Source organism: Pseudonocardia sp. NPDC049154, assembly GCF_040648315.1.
GTDB lineage: Bacteria > Actinomycetota > Actinomycetes > Mycobacteriales > Pseudonocardiaceae > Pseudonocardia.
Window position 1 is genome coordinate 23,446 of sequence record NZ_JBEZDN010000038.1, and the last position, 18,040, is coordinate 41,485.

An 18,040-nucleotide genomic window follows, 5' to 3' on the forward strand; every position below is an offset into this window, starting at 1 on the left:
CGGCGTCCGGACGGGATCGTCAGGCGGTGCCGGGCTGCTGCTGCCCCTGCGGGGCGCTCTGCGGGGCCGCCGGGATCTGCTGGGTCGGCTTCTCCTCCGACCCGGAGATCGGGGTGCCCGCCATCGACGCGCGGATCTGCTCGAGCCGGTTGGCGCCCGCCATGTCGACGGTCGCCTGCTGGACCTCGAGCATCCGGCCCTGGACCGAGTTCTGCGCCAGCTCCGCCGAGCCGATCGCGTTGGCGTAGCGCCGCTCGATCTTGTCCCGGACCTCCTCCAGCGACGGCGTGTTGCCCGGCGCCGAGAGCTCGGTCATCTGCCGCAGCGAGGCCGCGGCCTGCTCCTGCATCTTCGCCTGCTCGAGCTGGCTGAGCAGCTTCGTGCGCTCGGCGATCTTCTGCTGCAGCATCATCGAGTTGCGCTCCACGGCCTGCTTGGCCTGCGCAGCGGCGCCGATCGACTGGTCGTGCAGGGTCTTGAGGTCCTCGACCGACTGCTCGGCCGTGACCAGCTGGGTGGCCGTGGCCTGCGCGGCCTGCTCGTACTGCTGCGCCTTCTGCTCGTCGCCCTGGGCCCGCGCCTGGTCGGCGAGGACCAGCGCCTGACGCGCCGACGCCTGCAGCTTCTCGATCTCCCCCAGCTGCCGGTTGAGCTTCATCTCCAGCTGGCGCTGGTTGCCGATGACGGCCGCCGCCTGCTGCGAGAGCGCCTGGTGCTGGCGCTGTGCGTCCTCGATGGCCTGCTGGATCTGCACCTTCGGGTCCGCGTACTCGTCGACCTTCGACGAGAACAGGGCCATCAGGTACTTCCAGGCCTTCGTGAAACCGTTGGCCATCTGCTCCGCCTACCTCCGAGTGCGAACCGGGTACCGCCTCCACCGAGCGGCCCGCGTGTGTCCCCCCGCGACCGCCGAGCGGTGCTCTTGCGCCCATCGTGGCATCGCCACGGCCTCGGGTGCCACCGCGTGCGGACGATATCGGGGATCGTCCGGAGGCCGCCCTCGGGGCGACCCGGGTCCCAGGCTACCGGGCCCGGGCGCGGCGGTACGGGGAGATCGGACGAACCGGACAGGAGTGGGCGCACGCCACCCACAGGCGGATCTCAGGCGGCCGGGAACCCGGCGCCCGTTCAGGCCGCGGAGGCGACCGGGGTGCCGGGGCGGTTGCCGCCGAGCGGGGCGCCCGTGCGCACCGGGGCCAGGCGCAGGTCGGTGTGCCGCTGCCCGATCGGGACCAGGGTCTCGTTGCGGCCGACGAACTCCAGCCGCTCGTCCCGCGTCATCTCGCTGATGACCTCGGCGAGCAGGTCCGGCAGCGCGACGTCGAGCGCCTCGCAGATCGACGCGAGCAACTCGCTCGAGGGCTCCTTGCGGCCGCGCTCGACCTCCGAGAGGTAGCCGAGGCTGACCCGCGCCGCGCGGGAGACGTCGCGCAGGGTGCGCTTCCGCAGGGTGCGGGCACGCCGAAGGCTGCCACCGATCGCCTCACGCAGCAGCAGAGCCATGCGCCCACCCTCCTCGTCGGACCCCGAGCAACCCCGTCCGGGGGACGGGGTGCCCCCACCGTACCGAGTCCTGGCCGCCCGCGTCGCCGCAGCGCGGCGCCCGACACGTCCGCCGTGGGCGAACAGCCCCGGCCGCGCGTGCCCCGTCAGGCGCGGCGCAGCGCCGCCCGGGCCGCGGCGCGCAGCCGGACCGCCCGCACCACGTAGTCCAGGCCGGTCACCACGGTGAGCACGATCGCCACGGCCATCAGCGTCCACCGGACGACCTCGACCGCCCCGGCCATCGTGGGCAGCAGGAGCGTCAGCGGCAGCACGTAGACGCCGATCGCGAAGGTCTGCACGAGCGTCTTCAGCTTCCCGCCCTTGCTCGCCGGGATCACCCCGTGCCGGATCACCCAGAAGCGCAGCAGCGTCACGCCGATCTCGCGACCCATGATCACGACGGTGACCCACCAGGGCAGCAGCCCCAGCACCGACAGCCCGACCAGGGCTGCGCCCATCAGCGCCTTGTCGGCGATCGGGTCGGCGATCTTGCCGAACGAGGTGACCAGCCCCCGCTTGCGCGCGATCTCGCCGTCGAACCGGTCGGTGATCGCGGCGACGGCGAACAGCAGGGCCGCGACGAGCCGCCAGGCCAGGTCCGTGCCGTCGAGGTGCAGCAGGGCGAGCAGGAAGAAGGGGACGAGCACCAGCCGCACGCCGGTGAGCACGTTGGCGAGGTTCAGCAGCGGGACCGCGTTCTCCGGCGAGGCGACGGGCTCCTCGGCCGGGACCGCGCTCATCGCGCTCCCCCGCCGCCCGCGGCGCTCATCCCGCCGTTCCCGCGGTCACGAGGCCGGCGGCCGCCGGGACCACGACCTCGCGGGCCTCGACGACGAGGTCCGCACCCTCGGAGTCGACCACCTCGGCCCGCACGAACGCGCCCACCTCGAGGGGCTCGCCGTCGAGCTCGCCGGAGACGAACACGCACTCGCCGTCGACCTCAGGGGCCTGGTGCGCGGCGCGGCCGGCGGCGTCCTCGGTCTCCGACTCGGCCGTCTCCACCAGCACGACGACCTCGGTGCCGATCCGCTCCTCGGCCCGCTGGGTCATCAGCTCGTCGACCAGCGCGGAGATCCGCTCGACGCGCGCGGCAACCTCCGCCGGGTCGATCTTGCCGTCGTAGCCGGCCGCCTCGGTGCCCTCCTCGTCCGAGTAGCCGAACACGCCCACGGCGTCGAGCCGGGCGCCCGTCAGGAACGCCTCCAGCTCGGCGAGGTCCTCCTCGGTCTCGCCGGGGAACCCGACGATCACGTTGCTGCGGATGCCCGCCTCGGGCGCGACCGCGCGGATGCGCGCGCAGAGGTCGAGGAAGTCGGTGCGGGAGCCGAAGCGGCGCATCCGCCGCAGGACCGGGTTCGACGCGTGCTGGAAGGACAGGTCGAAGTAGGGCGCGACCCCGTCCGTGGCCGCGACGACCTGCAGCAGGTCGGGGCGGGTCTCGGCGGGCTGCAGGTAGCTGACCCGCACGCGCTCGATCCCGGGGATGGCGGCGAGCCGCGGCAGCAGGTCGACCAGCGCCCGGGTGCCGCCCGGGAGGTCCTTCCCGTACGACGTCGAGTTCTCGCTGACCAGCACGAGCTCCCGTACCCCGTTTCGGGCGAGCCATGCGGCCTCGGCCAGCACCTCGTCCGGGTGGCGCGACACGAACGAGCCGCGGAAGGAGGGGATGGCGCAGAACGCGCAGCGGCGGTCGCAGCCCGAGGCCAGCTTCAGGCTCGCGACCGGGCCCGTGCTCAGCCGGCGGCGCGCGATGTCGGGGACCCAGGCGTGACCCGGGATCGCGACGTCGACGCTCGCCTCCGGGCGCTGCACCGGCGAGATCGGGAGCAGGGTCCGGCGGTCGACGGGCACGTGGGGGGTGGGGGTGTGCCCCGCGACCACGTCCCCCAGGCGCTCGGCGAGGTCCGGGTAGGCGTCGAAGCCCAGCACGGCGTCGGCCTCCGGGAGGCTGTCGGCCAGCTCCTTGCCGTACCGCTCGGCCATGCAGCCGACCGCGACCACCTTGGCGCCGCGGCCCTTCGCCACGTCCGATGCCGACAGCAGCGTGTCGATCGAGTCCTTCTTGGCCTGTTCGACGAAACCGCACGTGTTCACCACGATCACGTCCGCCTCGTCGGCCTCGGCCAGCTCCCAGCCGCTGCCGGTCAGCCGGCCGGCGAGCTCCTCGGAGTCGACCTCGTTGCGGGCGCAGCCCAGTGTCAGCAGGGCGGCCCGGCGGGGCGCGGCGTCTCGGGAACTCACGAGTCACAGGGTAGACGGCAGCTCGCATGATCTACGCTCCACCGCCATGGCAGCGGTGGCCGTCCGGCGGGCGCGCACCGCCGACGTGACGACGATCAAGTCCCTCGTGGACAACTACGCGGGCAAGGTGCTGCTCGCCAAGGAGATCGTCACCCTCTACGAGGCGGTGCAGGAGTTCCTGGTCGCGGAGATCGACGGCGAGGTCGTCGGGTGCGGCGCGCTGCACGTGCTGTGGGAGGACCTCGGCGAGATCCGCACGGTCGCGGTGCACCCCAAGGTGCTCGGCCGCGGGGCGGGGCACGCGATCGTCTCCGCACTCATCGACGGGGCCCGTGAGCTGGGGCTCAAGCGGCTGTTCGTGCTCACCTTCGAGCGGCACTTCTTCGCCCGGCACGGGTTCGCCGAGATCGACGGCACCCCCGTGTCGCAGGAGGTGTTCAACGCGATGCTGCGTTCCTACGACGCCGGGGTCGCGGAGTTCCTAGACCTCGCCCACGTCAAGCCCAACACCCTCGGCAACGTCCGCATGATGCTGGCCCTGTAGCGCCCGGGATCTCCCGCGAGTCGCGAGCTCCAGCACCGCGAGTCGCGAGCTCCAGCACCGCGAGTCGCGAGCTCCAGCACCGCGAGTCGCGAGCTCCAGCACCGCGAGTCGCGAGTTCCAGCACCGCGAGTCGGGAGTTCTGAGCGTTCGAGATGCACATGTGGGGAGACCGGCGGGCAGGATCGCCCGCATGACCGAGGCCGAGGAGCAGGCCGTCGCCGCGATCCGGGCCGGCGACGCGGCAGCGCTGCGCCGCCTGCTCGCCGCCGAGCCCGGCCTCGCCACCGCCCGGCCCGATGGCGCGCGGACCCTGCTGCACGTCGTCGCAGACTGGCCCGGGAACCGCCCGGCCGGGCCCGAGATGGCGCGGATGCTCGTGGCGGCGGGCGCGGACGTCGACGCCCGGTTCGTCGGCGCGCACCGCGAGACCGCCCTGCACTGGGCCGCCAGCAACGACGACGTCCCCCTGCTCGACGCCCTGCTCGACGCCGGCGCCGCGATCGACGCCGACGGCGCGGTGTTCGCCGACGGCACACCGCTCTCCGACGCCGTCGCGTTCGGGCAGCAGGCCGCGGCGCGCCGGCTCGTCGAGCGGGGTGCAACGCCCCGCCCCGCCGAGGCCGCCGCGCTCGGCATGGTCGACCTCCTCGTCGCCGAGTACGAGGAGCACCCGCCGCGGCCCGACGACGTCGACGTCGCGTTCTGGTACGCCTGCCACGGCGGGAGCCTCGACGCGGCCGAGTACCTGCTGGACCGCGGCGCCGACCCGGACGTGCTGCCGCCGTGGGAGCGGCTCACCCCGCTCGACGCCGCCGAGCGCGCCGGGGCCGGGGCGCTCGTCGCCTGGCTGCGGCGGCACGGCGCCCACCGGGCCGCGGAGCTGGGATGAGCGGGCAGTAGCTCGCGACTCGCGCTGCCGGAACTGCCGACTCGCGGTGCTGGAACTCGCGACTCGCGGTGCTGGAACTCGCGACTCGCGGTGCTGGAACTCGCGACTCGCGGTGCTGAAACTGCCGACTCGCGGGGGCTGCAGCGCGACTTGCGGGGGGCTGCAGTGCGGCTCGTGGGGTGCGGGGCGCTGAGCTGCGGCGATACCCTCGGACCGTGACCGATCCGACCCGCCCCGGGGGCGGCTCGGAGCTGGTGTGGGCGCGGCCGGCTCCGGCGCTGCGCCCGCTCGTCGACCTCTACAGCGGCTACCGCACGCCCGCGACGGAGCCCGGCACGCACATGGGCGTCCCGGGAGGGCACCTGACCTTCCTGCTGTGCCTCGACGGCCTCGTCGACGTCCTGCGCACGCCCGATCCCGCCCGGTCCCCCGGCTCGTTCCGCGGCATGGTCGGCGGGTTGCACGACCGGCCCGCCGTGATCGCCACGGGGCCCGCGCAGACCGGCCTGCAGCTGCGGCTGACCTGGCTCGGCGCGCGCACCCTGCTCGGAGCCCCGGCGAGCGCCCTGGCCGGCGACGTCGTCGGGCTCGGCGACCTCCTCGGCCGGCGCGCCGACGTCCTCGTCGAGCGCCTCGCGGAGGCCCCGACCTGGGCGAGCCGGTTCGCGCTGCTCGACGCCGCGCTCACCCGGCTCGCCGCCGACGCCCGCCGCCCGGACCCGCGCCCGGAGGTCGCGCGCGCCTGGGACCGGCTGGCGGGGACCGGCGGCACGCTGCGGATCGAGGAGCTCGCCCGCGAGGTCGGCTGGAGTCGCCGGCACCTGGCCCTGCGGTTCCGCGACGAGATCGGCCTCTCCCCCAAGTCGGCCGCCCGGGTGATCCGGTTCGAGCGGGCCTGCGACCTGCTGCGTGGTCCCGCGCGTCCGGCACTCGCCGACACGGCCGCGGTCTGCGGCTACGCCGACCAGGCCCACCTCGCCCGGGACTTCCGCGAGCTCGCCGGGCTCACGGCGACCGAGTGGCTGGCCGAGAGACCCGACGGCTGATCCGGTTCCGCCACGACCGCACGCCGCCTGCTACGAAGGGCGCGTGTTCCGGATCGCCTTCCACGCCCCCGAGATCCCGCCCAACACCGGCAGCGCTATCCGGCTCGCGGCCAACACCGGCGCCGAGCTGCACCTGGTGGAGCCGCTGGGCTTCGCGCTCGACGAGCGCCACGTCCGGCGCGCCGGCCTCGACTACCACGAGCTGGCCGAGCTCCGGGTGCACCGCACGATCGACGACCTGTGGGCCGCGGTGGCGCCCGCCCGCGTGTACGCGTTCACGACGGGCGCGGACCGCGACTACTCCGATGTCGCCTACGAGCCCGGCGACGTCCTGCTCTTCGGCTCGGAGTCGACCGGGCTGCCCACCGACGTCGCCCACGCGCCGCAGGTCAGCGCGCGGATCCGGCTCCCCATGGTCCCCGGGTCCCGCTCGCTGAACCTCGCCAACGCCGCGGCCGTCGCGGTCTACGAGGCCTGGCGCCAGCACGCGTTCGCGGGCGCGGCTACTGCTGCACGACCGCCTGCACGTCGAGGTTGATCTCGATCGTCGAGCCGACGACGGGCACGCCGCGGTTGACCATCTGCTGCCAGTTGAGCGTGAAGTGCTCGCGGTGCAGCTCGGCGGTGGCGACGGCGCCGGCGCGCCGGCCGTTCCACTCCTCCATGCCGAGGAAGGTGACGTCGAGCTGGACGTCGCTGGTCAGGCCGTGCAGCGTGAGGTCGCCGTCGACGATCCAGCGGTTGCCGGGGCCACGGCGGAACCGGGTGCTGGAGAAGCGCAGCTGCGGGAAGCGCTCGACGTCGAGGAAGTCCGGCGACCGCAGGTGGGTGTCCCGGGCCTCGACGTTGGTGTCGACGCTGACGGCGTCGATCACGACGTCGACGGCCGAGTCCTCGAAGGGCTCGGCGATGCGGATCTGCCCGCGGAAGCGGTTGAAGCGGCCGTAGACCCGCGACATGCCGATGTGCCGGGCGATGAACCGGACGGACGAGTGGTCCGGGTCGATGTCGTAGATGCCGGGCGGCGGCGGGGTGAGCGACTGGTCCGGAGCGAGCGTCAGCGCGCCGACCTCGGCGTGCTTGCCCCACTCGACCTCGACCGTGGTGCCGTTGCCCCGGTAGCCGCCGGCCTCGGCGCGCACCCGGTACTGCCCGGGGACGAGCGCAGCGGTGAAGTAGCCGAAGGGGTCGGTGTCGGCGTTGACGATCTGCGTGCTGGCGCGGTCGAGGACCGAGACCTGCGCTCCGGCCAGCGGCCGCCCCTCGCCGTCCTGGACCTGCCCGCTCAGCAGACCACCGGTGAGCGGGATCGGCACGAGCGCGTTCCGACCGGTGTCCGACCGGCGTGCACCCTTCCCACGCTTGCTCCAGAACACTCCATGACCTTCCGACGAGGAGACGGCCCGGGCACGGGCCGCCGAACACTCTGGCAGAAAAGGTCACGAACCGGTGACGCCGACGGCCCTCTTGTGAACGCCCCCACACGGCCGCACGCCGAACGGCTGCTCAGCGGAGCCGAACGACCACCGCCGGGTCAGTTCCTGCTGGTAGAAGGTTCAATCATCGTCCTCGGTGGGCGCGTCGCCGCCCCCGCCGCGCAGCAGCCAGATCACGTTCTCGAGCTCCTCGGGCTTGACGAGCACGTCCCGCGCCTTCGAGCCCTCGGACGGCCCGACGATCCCGCGCGTCTCGAGCAGGTCCATCAACCGGCCCGCCTTGGCGAACCCGACGCGCAGCTTTCGCTGGAGCATCGACGTCGAGCCGAACTGCGAGGTCACGATGAGCTCGGCGGCCTGGATGAGGACCTCGAGGTCGTCCCCGATGTCCGGGTCGATCTCCTTGGCCTCGCCCTGCTTCGCCGCCGTGACGCCCTCGGTGTAGGTCGGCTCGGCCTGCTCCTTGGTGAACCCGACGACCTCGGCGATCTCCTCGTCCGAGATGTAGGCGCCCTGCATGCGGATCGGCTTGCTGGCGCCCATGGGCAGGTAGAGCCCGTCGCCCATGCCGATCAGCTTCTCGGCGCCCGGCTGGTCGAGGATGACCCGCGAGTCCGTGAGCGACGACGTGGCGAACGCGAGCCGGGACGGCACGTTCGTCTTGATCAGGCCGGTGACCACGTCGACCGACGGCCGCTGGGTCGCCAGGACGAGATGGATGCCGGCGGCGCGGGCCTTCTGCGTGATGCGGACGATCGCGTCCTCGACGTCCCGCGGGGCGGTCATCATCAGGTCGGCCAGCTCGTCGACGATGCAGAGGATGTACGGGTAGGGCCGGTACTCCCGCTCGCTGCCCAGGGGCGCGGTGATCTCGCCGGTGCGGACCTTGCGGTTGAAGTCGTCGATGTGCCGGACGCGGTTGGCCTGCATGTCCTGGTAGCGCTGCTCCATCTCCTCCACCAGCCAGGCCAGCGCGGACGCCGCCTTCTTCGGCTGGGTGATGATGGGCGTGATCAGGTGCGGGATGCCCTCGTACGGCGTGAGCTCGACCATCTTGGGGTCGACGAGGATCATCCGGACCTCCTCGGGCGTGGCCCGGGAGAGCAGCGAGACGAGCATCGAGTTGACGAAGCTCGACTTGCCGGAACCGGTGGACCCCGCGACCAGCAGGTGCGGCATCTTCGCCAGGTTCGCGCAGAGGAAGTGGCCCTCGATGTCCTTGCCCAGGCCGATGACCATGGGGTGCTGCTCGTTGCGCGCCGTGCCGGAGCGCAGCACGTCGCCGAGCCGGACCATCTCGCGGTCGGAGTTGGGCACCTCGATGCCGACCGCGGACTTGCCCGGGATCGGGGCGAGGATGCGGACGTTGTCCGTGGCCACCGCGTAGGCGATGTTCTTCGACAGCTGGGTGATCTTCTCGACCTTCACGGCCGGGCCCAGCTCGATCTCGTAGCGCGTGACCGTCGGGCCGCGGGTGAAGCCGGTGACCTGGGCGTCGACGTTGAACTGGTCGAGCACCCCGGTGATGCGCTCGATCATCTCGTCGTTCGCCGCGGAGCGGACCTTCGGCGCGGGGCCGGTCTCGAGCAGGTCCGCCGGCGGCAACGTGTACGCGCCCTCGCCGACGGGCTCGCGGATCGCCATCGACATCTGCTCGCCCTCGGCGGGCGCGGCCTCCGCGGGGGGCGTCGCCACGATGGAGGCCGGGTCCGGGCGCTTCGCCTTCGGCTTGGGCGCGACCGGGACGTACTCCTCCTCCGGCTCCGCCGGGGGCGTGTCGCCCGCGGCGTCCGCGGCGCCGGCGGTGTCGTCCTTGAACGCCTCGGCGCTCGTCGCCTGCCTGCGGCGGGCCGGGCGGCGGCGCGCCGGCGGGGCCTCGGCGGTGGGCTCCTCCTCGGCGAGGGGCGCCTCGTCCTCCTCGCCCTCGGGATGGATCTCCGGGTGGCCGAGCAGCCGGCGCACGCGGTTGGGCACCTCGCGCACGGGCGTGGCCGTGAGCACCAGGAACGCGTAGAAGCTGACGAGCAGCAGGATCGGCACCGCGACCCACGCGGTGAGCCCGCTCGCCAGCGGGGTGGCCGCGACGTATCCGATCGCGCCGCCGCCGGAGGCCCACTGCCCCGGCTCGTCCGGCGAGCCGGAGAACAGGTGCACCAGCCCGAGCACGCCCAGGGCCAGCAGCAGCGTGCCGACGGCGATCCGCGGCCGTGCCTCGGGGTGCGCGGGCGTGGTCATCAGCACGACGCCGACGGCCAGCAGGATCACCGGCAGCAACACGCCGGCGATGCCGAACACGGCCTCGACGCCGGCGGAGAAGCCACGGCCGACCGGGCCGCCGGCCTCCCACCAGATCCCCGCGGCGGAGATCACCGCGAGCACGATGAACAGCACGCCGAGCCCGTCCCGGCGGTGCGCGGGGTCGATCTCGCGCGTCCGCCCGGCGGCGCGCCCCGCCGACTTGGTCATCCGGACGACGCCGCGGCCGACGGCGTCGATCCCCTTGTCGATCAGGTCCGGCTGGCGGCGGGCGGGCGCGCGCTTCGCGGGCGTGCGGGACCGCGACGACGACGAGCCGCGCGAGCGGGAGGTGGACGACCGCGAGCGCGACGACGAGGACGACCGCGAGCTCCGACCCGATCCGGCCGCGGCCCGCAGGCCCGCCCCGTCCGCGGCCCGCCCGGCCGTCCCTCGTCCTGCCATGTCGCCCACGGTAGCCGCGGAGGCCGACGAAACCGGTGACCGACGCACCCCCGGACCCGGCTCACAGACCGGGCGCCGGGGCGCCGGCTCAGACCGCGATGACCGTCGGCACGATCATGGGACGGCGGCGGTAGGTCTCCCCCACCCACTTCCCGACCACCCGGCGAACGGACTGGGCGACCCGGTGCGTGTCGGTGATCCCGTCGTTCTCGGTGCGGGAGAGCTCGTCCTCGACCAGCGGCAGGACGGCGTCGAGCGCCTTCGGGTCGTCGGAGAACCCGCGGCCGGACAAGGTCGGACGGGAGACGGCGCGGCCGGTCTGCGCGTCGATCGCGACGGTGATCGAGATGAAGCCGCCCTCGCCGAGCACCAGCCGGTCCGAGAGCACGCCCTCGCCGACGTCGCCGACGAGGTTCCCGTCGACGTACACACGGCCCACCTCGACCCGCCCGGTGATCGCCGCCTTGCCGTCGACGATGTCGACGACCACGCCGTCCTCGGCGATCACGACGTTCTCCTCGGGCACCCCGGTCGCCACCGCGAGCGCCTTGTTGGCGCGCAGGTGCCGCCACTCCCCGTGCGCCGGCATGACGTTCGACGGCCGCACCGCGTTGTAGAGGAACAGCAGCTCACCGGCCGGCGAGTGCCCGGACACGTGCACCTTCGCGTTGCCCTGGTGCACGACCTTGGCGCCGAGCCGGGTCAGGCCGTTGATCACCGCGAAGACCGCGGTCTCGTTGCCCGGGATCAGCGAGCTGGCCAGGATCACCGTGTCGTCCGGGCGGATCACGACGCTGCGGTGGTCGCCACGGGCCATCCGGGACAGCGCCGAGAGCGGCTCGCCCTGCGACCCGGTGGAGATCAGGACCAGCTGCTCGTCGGGCAGCCGCATGGCCTCGTCGAGGTCGACGAGCAGGCCCTCCGGCATGGTGAGCAGGTCCAGCTCGCCCGCCAGGCCCATGTTGCGGACCATCGAGCGGCCGGCGAAGCAGACCTTGCGGCCGTGCTCCGCGGCGGCGTCGAGCACCTGCTGCACCCGGTGCACGTGGCTCGCGAAGCAGGCCACGATGATCCGTGACGGGGCCTTGGCGAAGACGTCCGAGATCACCGGGCCGATCTCGCGCTCCGGCGTGACGAATCCGGGGACGTCCGCGTTCGTGGAGTCGACCACGAACAGGTCCACGCCCTCGTCGCCGAGGCGCGAGAAGCCGGCGAGGTCGGTGAGCCGGTCGTCCAGCGGGAGCTGGTCGAGCTTGATGTCGCCGGTGTGCAGGACCAGGCCCGCGGGGGTGCGGATGGCGACGGCCAGCGCGTCGGGGATCGAGTGGTTGACCGCGAAGTACTCGCAGTCCCACGGCCCGTGGTGCAGCCGGTCGCCCTCCTTCACCTCCAGCAGGTGCGGGGTGAGGTGGTGCTCCTTGCACTTGGCGGCGACCAGGGCGAGCGTGAAGCGCGACCCGACGACGAGCAGGTCCGGCTTCTGCCGGAGCAGGAACGGGACGGCCCCGATGTGGTCCTCGTGACCGTGGGTGAGCACGAGGACGTCGATGTCGTCGAGCCGGTGCTCGATCGCGCGGAAGTCCGGGAGGATCAGGTCGACGCCGGGCGAGTCCTCGGACGGGAACAGCACCCCGCAGTCGACGACCATGAGCCGGTCCCCGTACTCGAAGACCGTCATGTTGCGGCCGATCTCACCGATGCCGCCGAGGGCGTACACCCGCAGGCCGCCCTCGGGCAGTGCGGGCGGCGGCCCGGCGGGCAGCTCGGTCGGGTTGGTGATCTCCGGTGGCTGCGGCGGCCGCTCGGGACCGCGCTCCCGGCGTCCCGATCGGCGGCGACGGTCGTTGCGGGAGGAGGGACGACTCACGTGGTATGTGCCTTTTCTTGCTGAGCGGAGCTCGCGGGGCGAACTCCGGTGCTGAGCGGAGCTTGCGGAGCGAACATCGGCGCTGGTCGGAGGGGCCGGGTCAGCGGTAGGCGACCTCGGCCCCCAGGTCGGTGTCCGTGCGGGTGCCCAACGCCCCGTGTCCGGGGTGGGCGGGGCGGCCGTGCGGCACGCGGTCGGGGTCGAGCGCGACGCCGCCGGCCATCAGGTCCGCCGCGATCAGCGCGACCTGCTCCTCGGTCGCGGGCGGCAGGGGCAGCCGGGGCTCGCCGACGTCGAGCCCCCGCAGGCGCAGCGCCACCTTCGAGAAGACCGCGCCGCCGACCCGTCCCATGCCGCGGAGCAGCGGGATCATGGCGTAGTGCAGGTTGCGGGCCCGGTCGTGCTCGCCGGCCTCGAAGGCCTCGAGCATCACGCGCAGGCGGTCGGCCACGACGTGCCCGATCACCGAGACGAACCCGACGGCCCCGACGGACAGCCAGGGCAGGTTCACCGGGTCGTCGCCCGAGTAGTAGGCGAGCGTCGTGGTGGCGAGCACCTCGGTACCGACGCGCAGGTCGTTGCGCGCGTCCTTGACCGCGAGGATCCGCGGGTGCTGGGCGAGCCGCTGCAGCGTGTCCAGCTCGATCGGGACGACGGAGCGCGGCGGGATGTCGTAGAGCATCACCGGCAGCTCGGTCGCGTCGGCGACCGCGGTGAAGTGCAGGAGCAGCCCGTTCTGCGGGGGCCGCGAGTAGTACGGGGTGACGACGAGCAGCCCGTGCGCGCCCGCCTTCTCGGCCTGGCGGGCCAGGTGGATGCTGTGCGCCGTGTCGTAGGTGCCCGCGCCGGCGACGATCGTGGCGCGGTCGCCGACCGCGCTCACCACGGCGCGGACCAGCTCGGACTTCTCCGTGTCCGACGTCGTCGGGCCCTCGCCGGTGGTCCCGTTGACGACCAGCCCGTCGTTGCCCAGGTCGACGAGGTGGGTGGCCAGCTCCTCCGCCTTCGCCAGGTCCAGCTCCCCCTCCGCGTCGAAGGGCGTGACCATCGCCGTCAGCACCTGGCCGAACGGGCGACCCGGAGGCAGGGCCTGCGCGGAGGAGGGGCTCATGGGGGTGACGGTACCCGGCCCCCTTCAGCAACCGCCGACCTGAGCGGTGCCGGGCGCGGCGAACTCGAGGCGGACGCCGTCCGACCGCGGAAGTACGACCGCGCTCCCCGTGGCAGGGGTCCACGCCGCCGGGAGCAGGACATAGCGGTCCCCGGCCTGCATGACCAGTGTGAGGCCGTCGTAGCGGAAGCCCGACCCCGCGCAGGCGGTCTCGACGACTCCTGCGACCCGTGACTGCAGCGCCTTCTCGCTGAACAGGACGACGTCGGCGGACTGCGGGAGGGTCGCGGCGATGTTCTGTGCCCGTCCCGTCCCGACCGCCGACGAGTAGTCGCCCGCCGCCCAGAAGAGTCCGACCGCGACCAGGACGAAGCAGGCGGTCCACTCCGCGACGGCAGCGAAGGACGTGGAGCGCCGCCGCGCCCGGAAGGCCCAGGCGGCGAGGGGCACGCCGACGGCGAGGCAGGAGCCCGCGAGCCACGGGAACGCGTCGAACGGGCTCGGATCGACGAACGCCACGCCGGCCAGCAGGATCGCCATCAGCCCCAGGGCGCCTGCGACCGGACCGGCAGCACGGACGAGCACGCGACGAGCCCGGCAGGGGAGTCGCGGCCAGGTCGCCCGGAACACCCAGAGCGCGGTGAGCGAGACCGCCGCGACCAGCGAGGGCCACGCCCGAGACGAGGAGTGCGCACGTCGCGGCGGCGAGGATCGCGACGCCCCAGTGGCTGCGACCGATCGTGACCACCCCGTTCCCCAGCGACGCCGATCTCGAACGCTAGGAACCCGGGCGATGCACCTCCATACGTCAAGGTGCGTAGGCGGACGACTACAGCCCGCGACTCACGCCCTTGTACAGCTCGACGTCGGAAGCGATCCCCTCGACCTCGACCCGGGCGACGTCGCGGCCGAAGAGGTGCAGGACGATCTCGCCGGGGTCGCCGACCAGGGTGACCAGGCCGGGGCCGGTCTTCACGACGTGTGCCGCGCCCTCCGGCCTGCGCAGCACGACGCCGACGGGGCTGCGGCGCACCAGGAGCCGGCCCATCCGCGTGGCGAGCGCCCAGAGCTGCTCGTCCCGCTCCTTGTCCGCCGGGCGGGGCTCCCAGCCGGGCTCGCCGCGGCGGGCGTCCTCGTGGTGGACGAAGAACTCGGCGCCGTTGGCGACCTCGTCGACCTTGCCGATGCGGTACGGCGACCACGGCGGCGCGCCCTCGCGCAGTTCGCCGATCATCGACTCCCACGGGGTGTCGGCGTACCCCGCCATGCCCTTCTGCGTGAGCGGGTGCAGGACCGGCACGACGATGCCGGGCGCGGCCCAGGGCTGCCGCTCCCGGACGAGCAGGTGCGCGAGCAGGTCCCGGGTGGCCCAGCCCTCGCACAGCGTCGGGCGGTCGGGGCCGAGCTTCTCCAGGGTGTCGGACAGGGCGGCGCGCTCGTCGGTCGCAAGGCTCACCGGGGCCACGCTAGCGGCGGGGAGCCCGTTGCGCCCGACAGGCGAAGATGACACCTTGGTTGTCATGAATTCGGGGGGATTCGCAACGGCGGTGGAGACGGAGGGCCGGGCGCTCGGCGCCGCGGCCCGGGTGGGCGCGGCGGAGACGCTCCGCTCGTGTCCGGGGTGGACGGGTGCGGACCTGCTCGCCCACACGGCCGGCTTCGCCCGCTGGGTGCCCGACGTGCTCGCGGGACCGGCACCCGACGAGATCCCGCCCGTCCCGCCCGACGAGGCGCTGCGGACCTGGGACGACGACCTCGACGCCCTCGTGCGGGCGCTGCGCGACACCGACCCGGCTGCCCCCGCACCGAACTGGTCGGTCGCACCGGACACGGCCGCCTTCTGGCAGCGCCGGGCCGCGCACGAGTTCGCGGTGCACCGCTGGGACGCGCACACCGGGCTGTCCGGTGAGCCCGCACCGATCGACACCGCCGTGGCGCGCGACGGGATCGCCGAGTACCTCGACGTGTTCGTCGCGACCGGGCTCGCGGCCGGGATGGCGCCGCCCGCTCCGACCACCCTGGCGGTCGAGATCACCGACACCGGCGAGCGGCTCACCCGGGACCTGCCGGACCCCGGCCCCGTGACGACGATGCGCGGCACGGCCTCCGATCTCGTCCTCGCCCTGTGGCGGCGCCGCGACCCGGTGTCGCTGCACGCCGGCGGGGACCCGACCCTGCTGGAGCAGTGGCCGTCGATCTGATCAGCCCTCCGTGCCGACGGTCGGGCGGCGCTGCGCTAGCCCTCCGTGCCGACGGTCGGGCGGCGGTGCGCTAGCCCTCCGTGCCGACGGTCGAGCGGCGCTGCGCTAGCCCTCCGTGACGAACGGGCTGCTGGCGATCTCGGTGCCGTCGTCGAGCTTCTGGATGTCGAAGTCGTTGAAGACGTTCGGGACCTCGGCCTGCAGCTGCCGCAGGCACTCGATCGCGAGCGCGCGGATCTCCACGTCCGCGTGCTCCGTGGCGCGCATGCCGATGAAGTGCCGCCAGGCGCGGTAGTTGCCGGTGACCACGATCCGGGTCTCCGTGGCGTTGGGCAGGATCGCCCGGGCCGCCTGCCGTGCCTGCTTGCGGCGCAGGGTGGCGTTCGGGACGTCGGCGAACCGCTTCTCCAGGCCCTCGAGCAGATTCTCGTAGGCCTTCACCGAGGCCTCGGCGGCGTCGAGGAACATCTGGTGGAGCTCGGGGTCGTCCGCGATGACCTCCGGCTCGACCATCGCCGCGTCGCGCTCCGGAACGTACCGCTGCGACAGCTGCGAGTACGAGAAGTGCCGGTGCCGGATCAGCTCGTGCGTGAGGCTGCGTGAGATGCCGGTCAGGTAGAAGCTGACCGTGCCGTGCTCGAGCACGGACAGGTGCCCGACCTCGAGGATGTGCCGCAGGTAGCCCTCGTTGGTCGCGGTGCGCGGGTTGGGCTTGCTCCAGGACTGGTAGCAGGCCCGGCCGGCGAACTCGGCGAGTGCCTGCCCGCCGTCCGCGTCGGTCTCCCACGGCACGTCGGCCGGCGGGAAGAACTCGGTCTTGGCGACGAGCTGGACCTTCGGCGGGACGGTCTGCGGCATGGTCGGCAGCGTAACCGGCGGGGCCGACGGAACCGGCCCGACGTCAGCCTGACAGCGCGATGACGGTTGCGTGATGTCAGAGGTGACGCCATAGTGGCGTCATGGACATCGGCCAGTACGTCGCGCAGCTGCGGGAGGACCTCGCGTCCGCCGCCGCCGCGGGCGACGAGCAGACCCAGCGCACGGCCGCGCTCCTCGGCGCGGCGATCGAACCCGCGGCCCGGCTGGCCGTCATGAACGCCCTCTCCGACCTGGCCGCCGAGGTCACCGAGGCGCTCGGCGACCGCACCGTCGAGGTGCGCCTCGACGGGCGGGACGTCCGCGTGGCCGTCTCCGGTACCGAGCACGAGCACGAGCAGCACGCGCCGCGCTTCACCCCGCCCGGCCCGGGCGACGCCGGCGACATCAGCCGGATCACGCTCCGGCTCGTCGAGCAGATCAAGGCGCAGGCCGAGCAGGCCGCGGCCCAGCAGGGCGTATCGCTCAACTCCTGGGTCTCCCAGGCGGTGCAGGGCGCCCTCGCCGGCAAGCAACGCCGGTGGGAGCAGCGCGGACGTGGCTGGCCGCGGCCCGACGGGCCGGGCCGGGACGACGACGGCGGCGACGGCCGCCTCAAGGGATGGGTGCAGGGGTGAGCGCGATGACCGAACCGAACGAGGACCTGGTCCGCCAGCAGGCCTGGACCTGCACCGAACCCGCCGAGCTCGAGGTCGCGATCGACGTCGGGCGGGTGCGCATCGAGCTGAACGAGGACGCGACCGAGGTCCGGGTCGAGGTCCGCCACGAGCCCGACGCCGACAGCCCCTGGGAGCAGGGCATCACCGGCCTGCTCAACTGGCTGGGCACCGCGACCGGCGACGTCGCGCAGGACCCCGGTGCCGCCGCGGTCCGCGCCGCCGAGATCAGCTGGAGCGAGACCGCGCGGCGGCTCGTGGTGCGCTCGGCGCAGGACCTGCCGCTGCGGGTGGTGCCGCTCGCGGTGACCGTGTGGGCGCCCGCGCGCTCGCGGCTCGCCGTGCGCACCGGCGCCGGCGACGTCACTGTGACCGGCCGCTCGGGCTGGGCCGCCGTGCGCACCGGCTCCGGGAACGCCCGGCTCGACGAGGTCACCGGGCCCCTCGAGGTCGGCACCGGCTCCGGCCGCGTGGAGCTGGGGATCGTGGGCGCGGAGGCCAAGCTGCGCACCGGCTCCGGCGGGATCTCCGCCGCCGCCCTCTCCGGCCCGACGACGGTGAAGGCCGGCTCCGGCGACGTCTCCTTCGGCGAGGTGCACGCCGACCTCACGCTGAAGACCGGCTCGGGCGACGTCGAGATCGCCGACGCCTTTGCAGGGCAGTTCGACCTCACGACCGGTTCCGGCTCGATCCGGGTCGGGGTGCACTCCGGCGTCACCGCCGAGCTCGACCTCACCTCCGGCTCCGGCCACGCGCGCAGCGACCTCGACGTCGGCCGCGTCGCCCCCGCCGACACCCCGCCGCTGCGGGTGGCCGGGCGGACCGGGAGCGGGGACATCCGCATCACCCGCGCCGCCACCGCTGCGGTCTGAGGGGTCCACAGCGACGACGCCGGGTGACGAACGAGCGACGACGGCAGCGCGTCCGG

General features: G+C 73.7%; 18 protein-coding genes. 7 read left to right on the forward strand and 11 right to left on the reverse strand.

All coding sequences use genetic code 11. The features are described from left to right. Nucleotides 1-19 precede the first annotated feature (19 nt). The 4 genes from AB0B41_RS19485 to rimO form a co-directional block, all read right to left on the reverse strand. On the reverse strand, nucleotides 20-835 hold the full coding sequence (locus AB0B41_RS19485) for a PspA/IM30 family protein (RefSeq protein WP_358205070.1): 816 nt from the start codon (nucleotides 833-835) through the stop codon (nucleotides 20-22). A 293-nt stretch (nucleotides 836-1,128) separates the two neighbouring features. After that, complete coding sequence (locus AB0B41_RS19490; RefSeq protein WP_358205072.1) at nucleotides 1,129-1,503, reverse strand: helix-turn-helix transcriptional regulator; 375 nt, start codon at nucleotides 1,501-1,503, stop codon at nucleotides 1,129-1,131. 146 nt (nucleotides 1,504-1,649) lie between these two features. After that, a complete protein-coding gene (gene pgsA / locus AB0B41_RS19495; protein ID WP_358205074.1) occupies nucleotides 1,650-2,285 on the reverse strand; it encodes a CDP-diacylglycerol--glycerol-3-phosphate 3-phosphatidyltransferase in 636 nt (211 codons plus the stop codon). A gap of 25 nt (nucleotides 2,286-2,310) precedes the next feature. Then, complete coding sequence (gene rimO, locus AB0B41_RS19500; protein ID WP_358205075.1) at nucleotides 2,311-3,786, reverse strand: 30S ribosomal protein S12 methylthiotransferase RimO; 1,476 nt, start codon at nucleotides 3,784-3,786, stop codon at nucleotides 2,311-2,313. A gap of 46 nt (nucleotides 3,787-3,832) precedes the next feature. Here rimO and AB0B41_RS19505 point away from each other — a divergent pair, with 46 nt between their 5' ends. The 4 genes from AB0B41_RS19505 to AB0B41_RS19520 all read left to right on the forward strand — a co-directional run bounded on the left by AB0B41_RS19505 (nucleotide 3,833) and on the right by AB0B41_RS19520 (nucleotide 6,803). After that, nucleotides 3,833-4,330: an amino-acid N-acetyltransferase gene (locus AB0B41_RS19505; protein WP_358205079.1), complete on the forward strand. Its 498-nt coding sequence runs from the start codon at nucleotides 3,833-3,835 to the stop codon at nucleotides 4,328-4,330. A 190-nt stretch (nucleotides 4,331-4,520) separates the two neighbouring features. Then, nucleotides 4,521-5,219: an ankyrin repeat domain-containing protein gene (locus AB0B41_RS19510; protein WP_358205081.1), complete on the forward strand. Its 699-nt coding sequence runs from the start codon at nucleotides 4,521-4,523 to the stop codon at nucleotides 5,217-5,219. 215 nt (nucleotides 5,220-5,434) lie between these two features. Next, nucleotides 5,435-6,265 carry a helix-turn-helix transcriptional regulator gene (locus tag AB0B41_RS19515; protein WP_358205082.1) on the forward strand — a complete coding sequence of 277 codons (831 nt, stop codon included), beginning with the start codon at nucleotides 5,435-5,437 and terminating at the stop codon, nucleotides 6,263-6,265. Nucleotides 6,266-6,308: 43 nt separating this feature from the next. After that, nucleotides 6,309-6,803, forward strand: a complete 495-nt coding sequence (locus AB0B41_RS19520; RefSeq protein ID WP_358205085.1) for a tRNA (cytidine(34)-2'-O)-methyltransferase — start codon at nucleotides 6,309-6,311, stop codon at nucleotides 6,801-6,803. Here AB0B41_RS19520 and AB0B41_RS19525 read toward each other — a convergent pair. The 6 genes from AB0B41_RS19525 to AB0B41_RS19550 all read right to left on the reverse strand — a co-directional run bounded on the left by AB0B41_RS19525 (nucleotide 6,769) and on the right by AB0B41_RS19550 (nucleotide 14,835). Then, nucleotides 6,769-7,581, reverse strand: coding sequence for a YceI family protein (locus tag AB0B41_RS19525; RefSeq protein ID WP_358205087.1), 813 nt, complete (start codon nucleotides 7,579-7,581; stop codon nucleotides 6,769-6,771). The genes AB0B41_RS19520 and AB0B41_RS19525 overlap by 35 nt on opposite strands. Nucleotides 7,582-7,821: 240 nt before the next feature. Then, nucleotides 7,822-10,401 carry a DNA translocase FtsK 4TM domain-containing protein gene (locus AB0B41_RS19530; protein ID WP_358205089.1) on the reverse strand — a complete coding sequence of 860 codons (2,580 nt, stop codon included), beginning with the start codon at nucleotides 10,399-10,401 and terminating at the stop codon, nucleotides 7,822-7,824. A gap of 88 nt (nucleotides 10,402-10,489) precedes the next feature. Then, on the reverse strand, nucleotides 10,490-12,181 hold the full coding sequence (locus AB0B41_RS19535) for a ribonuclease J (protein ID WP_358205147.1): 1,692 nt from the start codon (nucleotides 12,179-12,181) through the stop codon (nucleotides 10,490-10,492). A 187-nt stretch (nucleotides 12,182-12,368) separates the two neighbouring features. Next, the gene (gene dapA / locus AB0B41_RS19540) at nucleotides 12,369-13,379 is read right to left on the reverse strand and encodes a 4-hydroxy-tetrahydrodipicolinate synthase (RefSeq protein WP_358205092.1); all 1,011 of its coding nucleotides are present in this window, start codon (nucleotides 13,377-13,379) and stop codon (nucleotides 12,369-12,371) included. 24 nt (nucleotides 13,380-13,403) lie between these two features. Next, nucleotides 13,404-13,919 (reverse strand): hypothetical protein, encoded by a 516-nt coding sequence (locus tag AB0B41_RS19545; RefSeq protein ID WP_358205093.1) that lies wholly within the window; start codon nucleotides 13,917-13,919, stop codon nucleotides 13,404-13,406. Between the two features lie 289 nt (nucleotides 13,920-14,208). Next, entirely contained in the window at nucleotides 14,209-14,835 is a 627-nt protein-coding gene (locus AB0B41_RS19550) for a TIGR03085 family metal-binding protein (protein WP_358205095.1), read from the reverse strand. A 64-nt stretch (nucleotides 14,836-14,899) separates the two neighbouring features. Here AB0B41_RS19550 and AB0B41_RS19555 point away from each other — a divergent pair, with 64 nt between their 5' ends. Then, complete coding sequence (locus tag AB0B41_RS19555) at nucleotides 14,900-15,580, forward strand: maleylpyruvate isomerase family mycothiol-dependent enzyme (RefSeq protein WP_358205097.1); 681 nt, start codon at nucleotides 14,900-14,902, stop codon at nucleotides 15,578-15,580. A gap of 105 nt (nucleotides 15,581-15,685) precedes the next feature. On the opposite strand, the gene thyX is transcribed toward AB0B41_RS19555, so the two are convergent. Next, nucleotides 15,686-16,438, reverse strand: coding sequence for an FAD-dependent thymidylate synthase (thyX, locus tag AB0B41_RS19560; RefSeq protein ID WP_358205099.1), 753 nt, complete (start codon nucleotides 16,436-16,438; stop codon nucleotides 15,686-15,688). A gap of 101 nt (nucleotides 16,439-16,539) precedes the next feature. Between thyX and AB0B41_RS19565 the strand changes: the two genes are divergently transcribed. After that, entirely contained in the window at nucleotides 16,540-17,073 is a 534-nt protein-coding gene (locus AB0B41_RS19565) for a toxin-antitoxin system HicB family antitoxin (protein WP_358205102.1), read from the forward strand. 5 nt (nucleotides 17,074-17,078) lie between these two features. Beyond that, complete coding sequence (locus AB0B41_RS19570) at nucleotides 17,079-17,984, forward strand: DUF4097 family beta strand repeat-containing protein (protein ID WP_358205104.1); 906 nt, start codon at nucleotides 17,079-17,081, stop codon at nucleotides 17,982-17,984. Nucleotides 17,985-18,040 lie beyond the last annotated feature (56 nt).

Excerpts from the sequence above, each read along its gene's own strand:
- AB0B41_RS19545 (WP_358205093.1), bottom strand. The coding sequence starts at position 13,919 with ATGGCGATCCTGCTGGCCGGCGTGGCGTTCGTCGATCCGAGCCCGTTC.
- AB0B41_RS19510 (WP_358205081.1), top strand. The coding sequence starts at position 4,521 with ATGACCGAGGCCGAGGAGCAGGCCGTCGCCGCGATCCGGGCCGGCGAC.
- AB0B41_RS19555 (WP_358205097.1), top strand. The coding sequence starts at position 14,900 with ATGAATTCGGGGGGATTCGCAACGGCGGTGGAGACGGAGGGCCGGGCG.
- AB0B41_RS19565 (WP_358205102.1), top strand. The coding sequence starts at position 16,540 with ATGGACATCGGCCAGTACGTCGCGCAGCTGCGGGAGGACCTCGCGTCC.
- AB0B41_RS19570 (WP_358205104.1), top strand. The coding sequence starts at position 17,079 with ATGACCGAACCGAACGAGGACCTGGTCCGCCAGCAGGCCTGGACCTGC.
- dapA (WP_358205092.1), bottom strand. The coding sequence starts at position 13,379 with ATGAGCCCCTCCTCCGCGCAGGCCCTGCCTCCGGGTCGCCCGTTCGGC.
- AB0B41_RS19485 (WP_358205070.1), bottom strand. The coding sequence starts at position 835 with ATGGCCAACGGTTTCACGAAGGCCTGGAAGTACCTGATGGCCCTGTTC.
- AB0B41_RS19490 (WP_358205072.1), bottom strand. The coding sequence starts at position 1,503 with ATGGCTCTGCTGCTGCGTGAGGCGATCGGTGGCAGCCTTCGGCGTGCC.
- AB0B41_RS19505 (WP_358205079.1), top strand. The coding sequence starts at position 3,833 with ATGGCAGCGGTGGCCGTCCGGCGGGCGCGCACCGCCGACGTGACGACG.
- pgsA (WP_358205074.1), bottom strand. The coding sequence starts at position 2,285 with ATGAGCGCGGTCCCGGCCGAGGAGCCCGTCGCCTCGCCGGAGAACGCG.
- AB0B41_RS19530 (WP_358205089.1), bottom strand. The coding sequence starts at position 10,401 with ATGGCAGGACGAGGGACGGCCGGGCGGGCCGCGGACGGGGCGGGCCTG.
- thyX (WP_358205099.1), bottom strand. The coding sequence starts at position 16,438 with ATGCCGCAGACCGTCCCGCCGAAGGTCCAGCTCGTCGCCAAGACCGAG.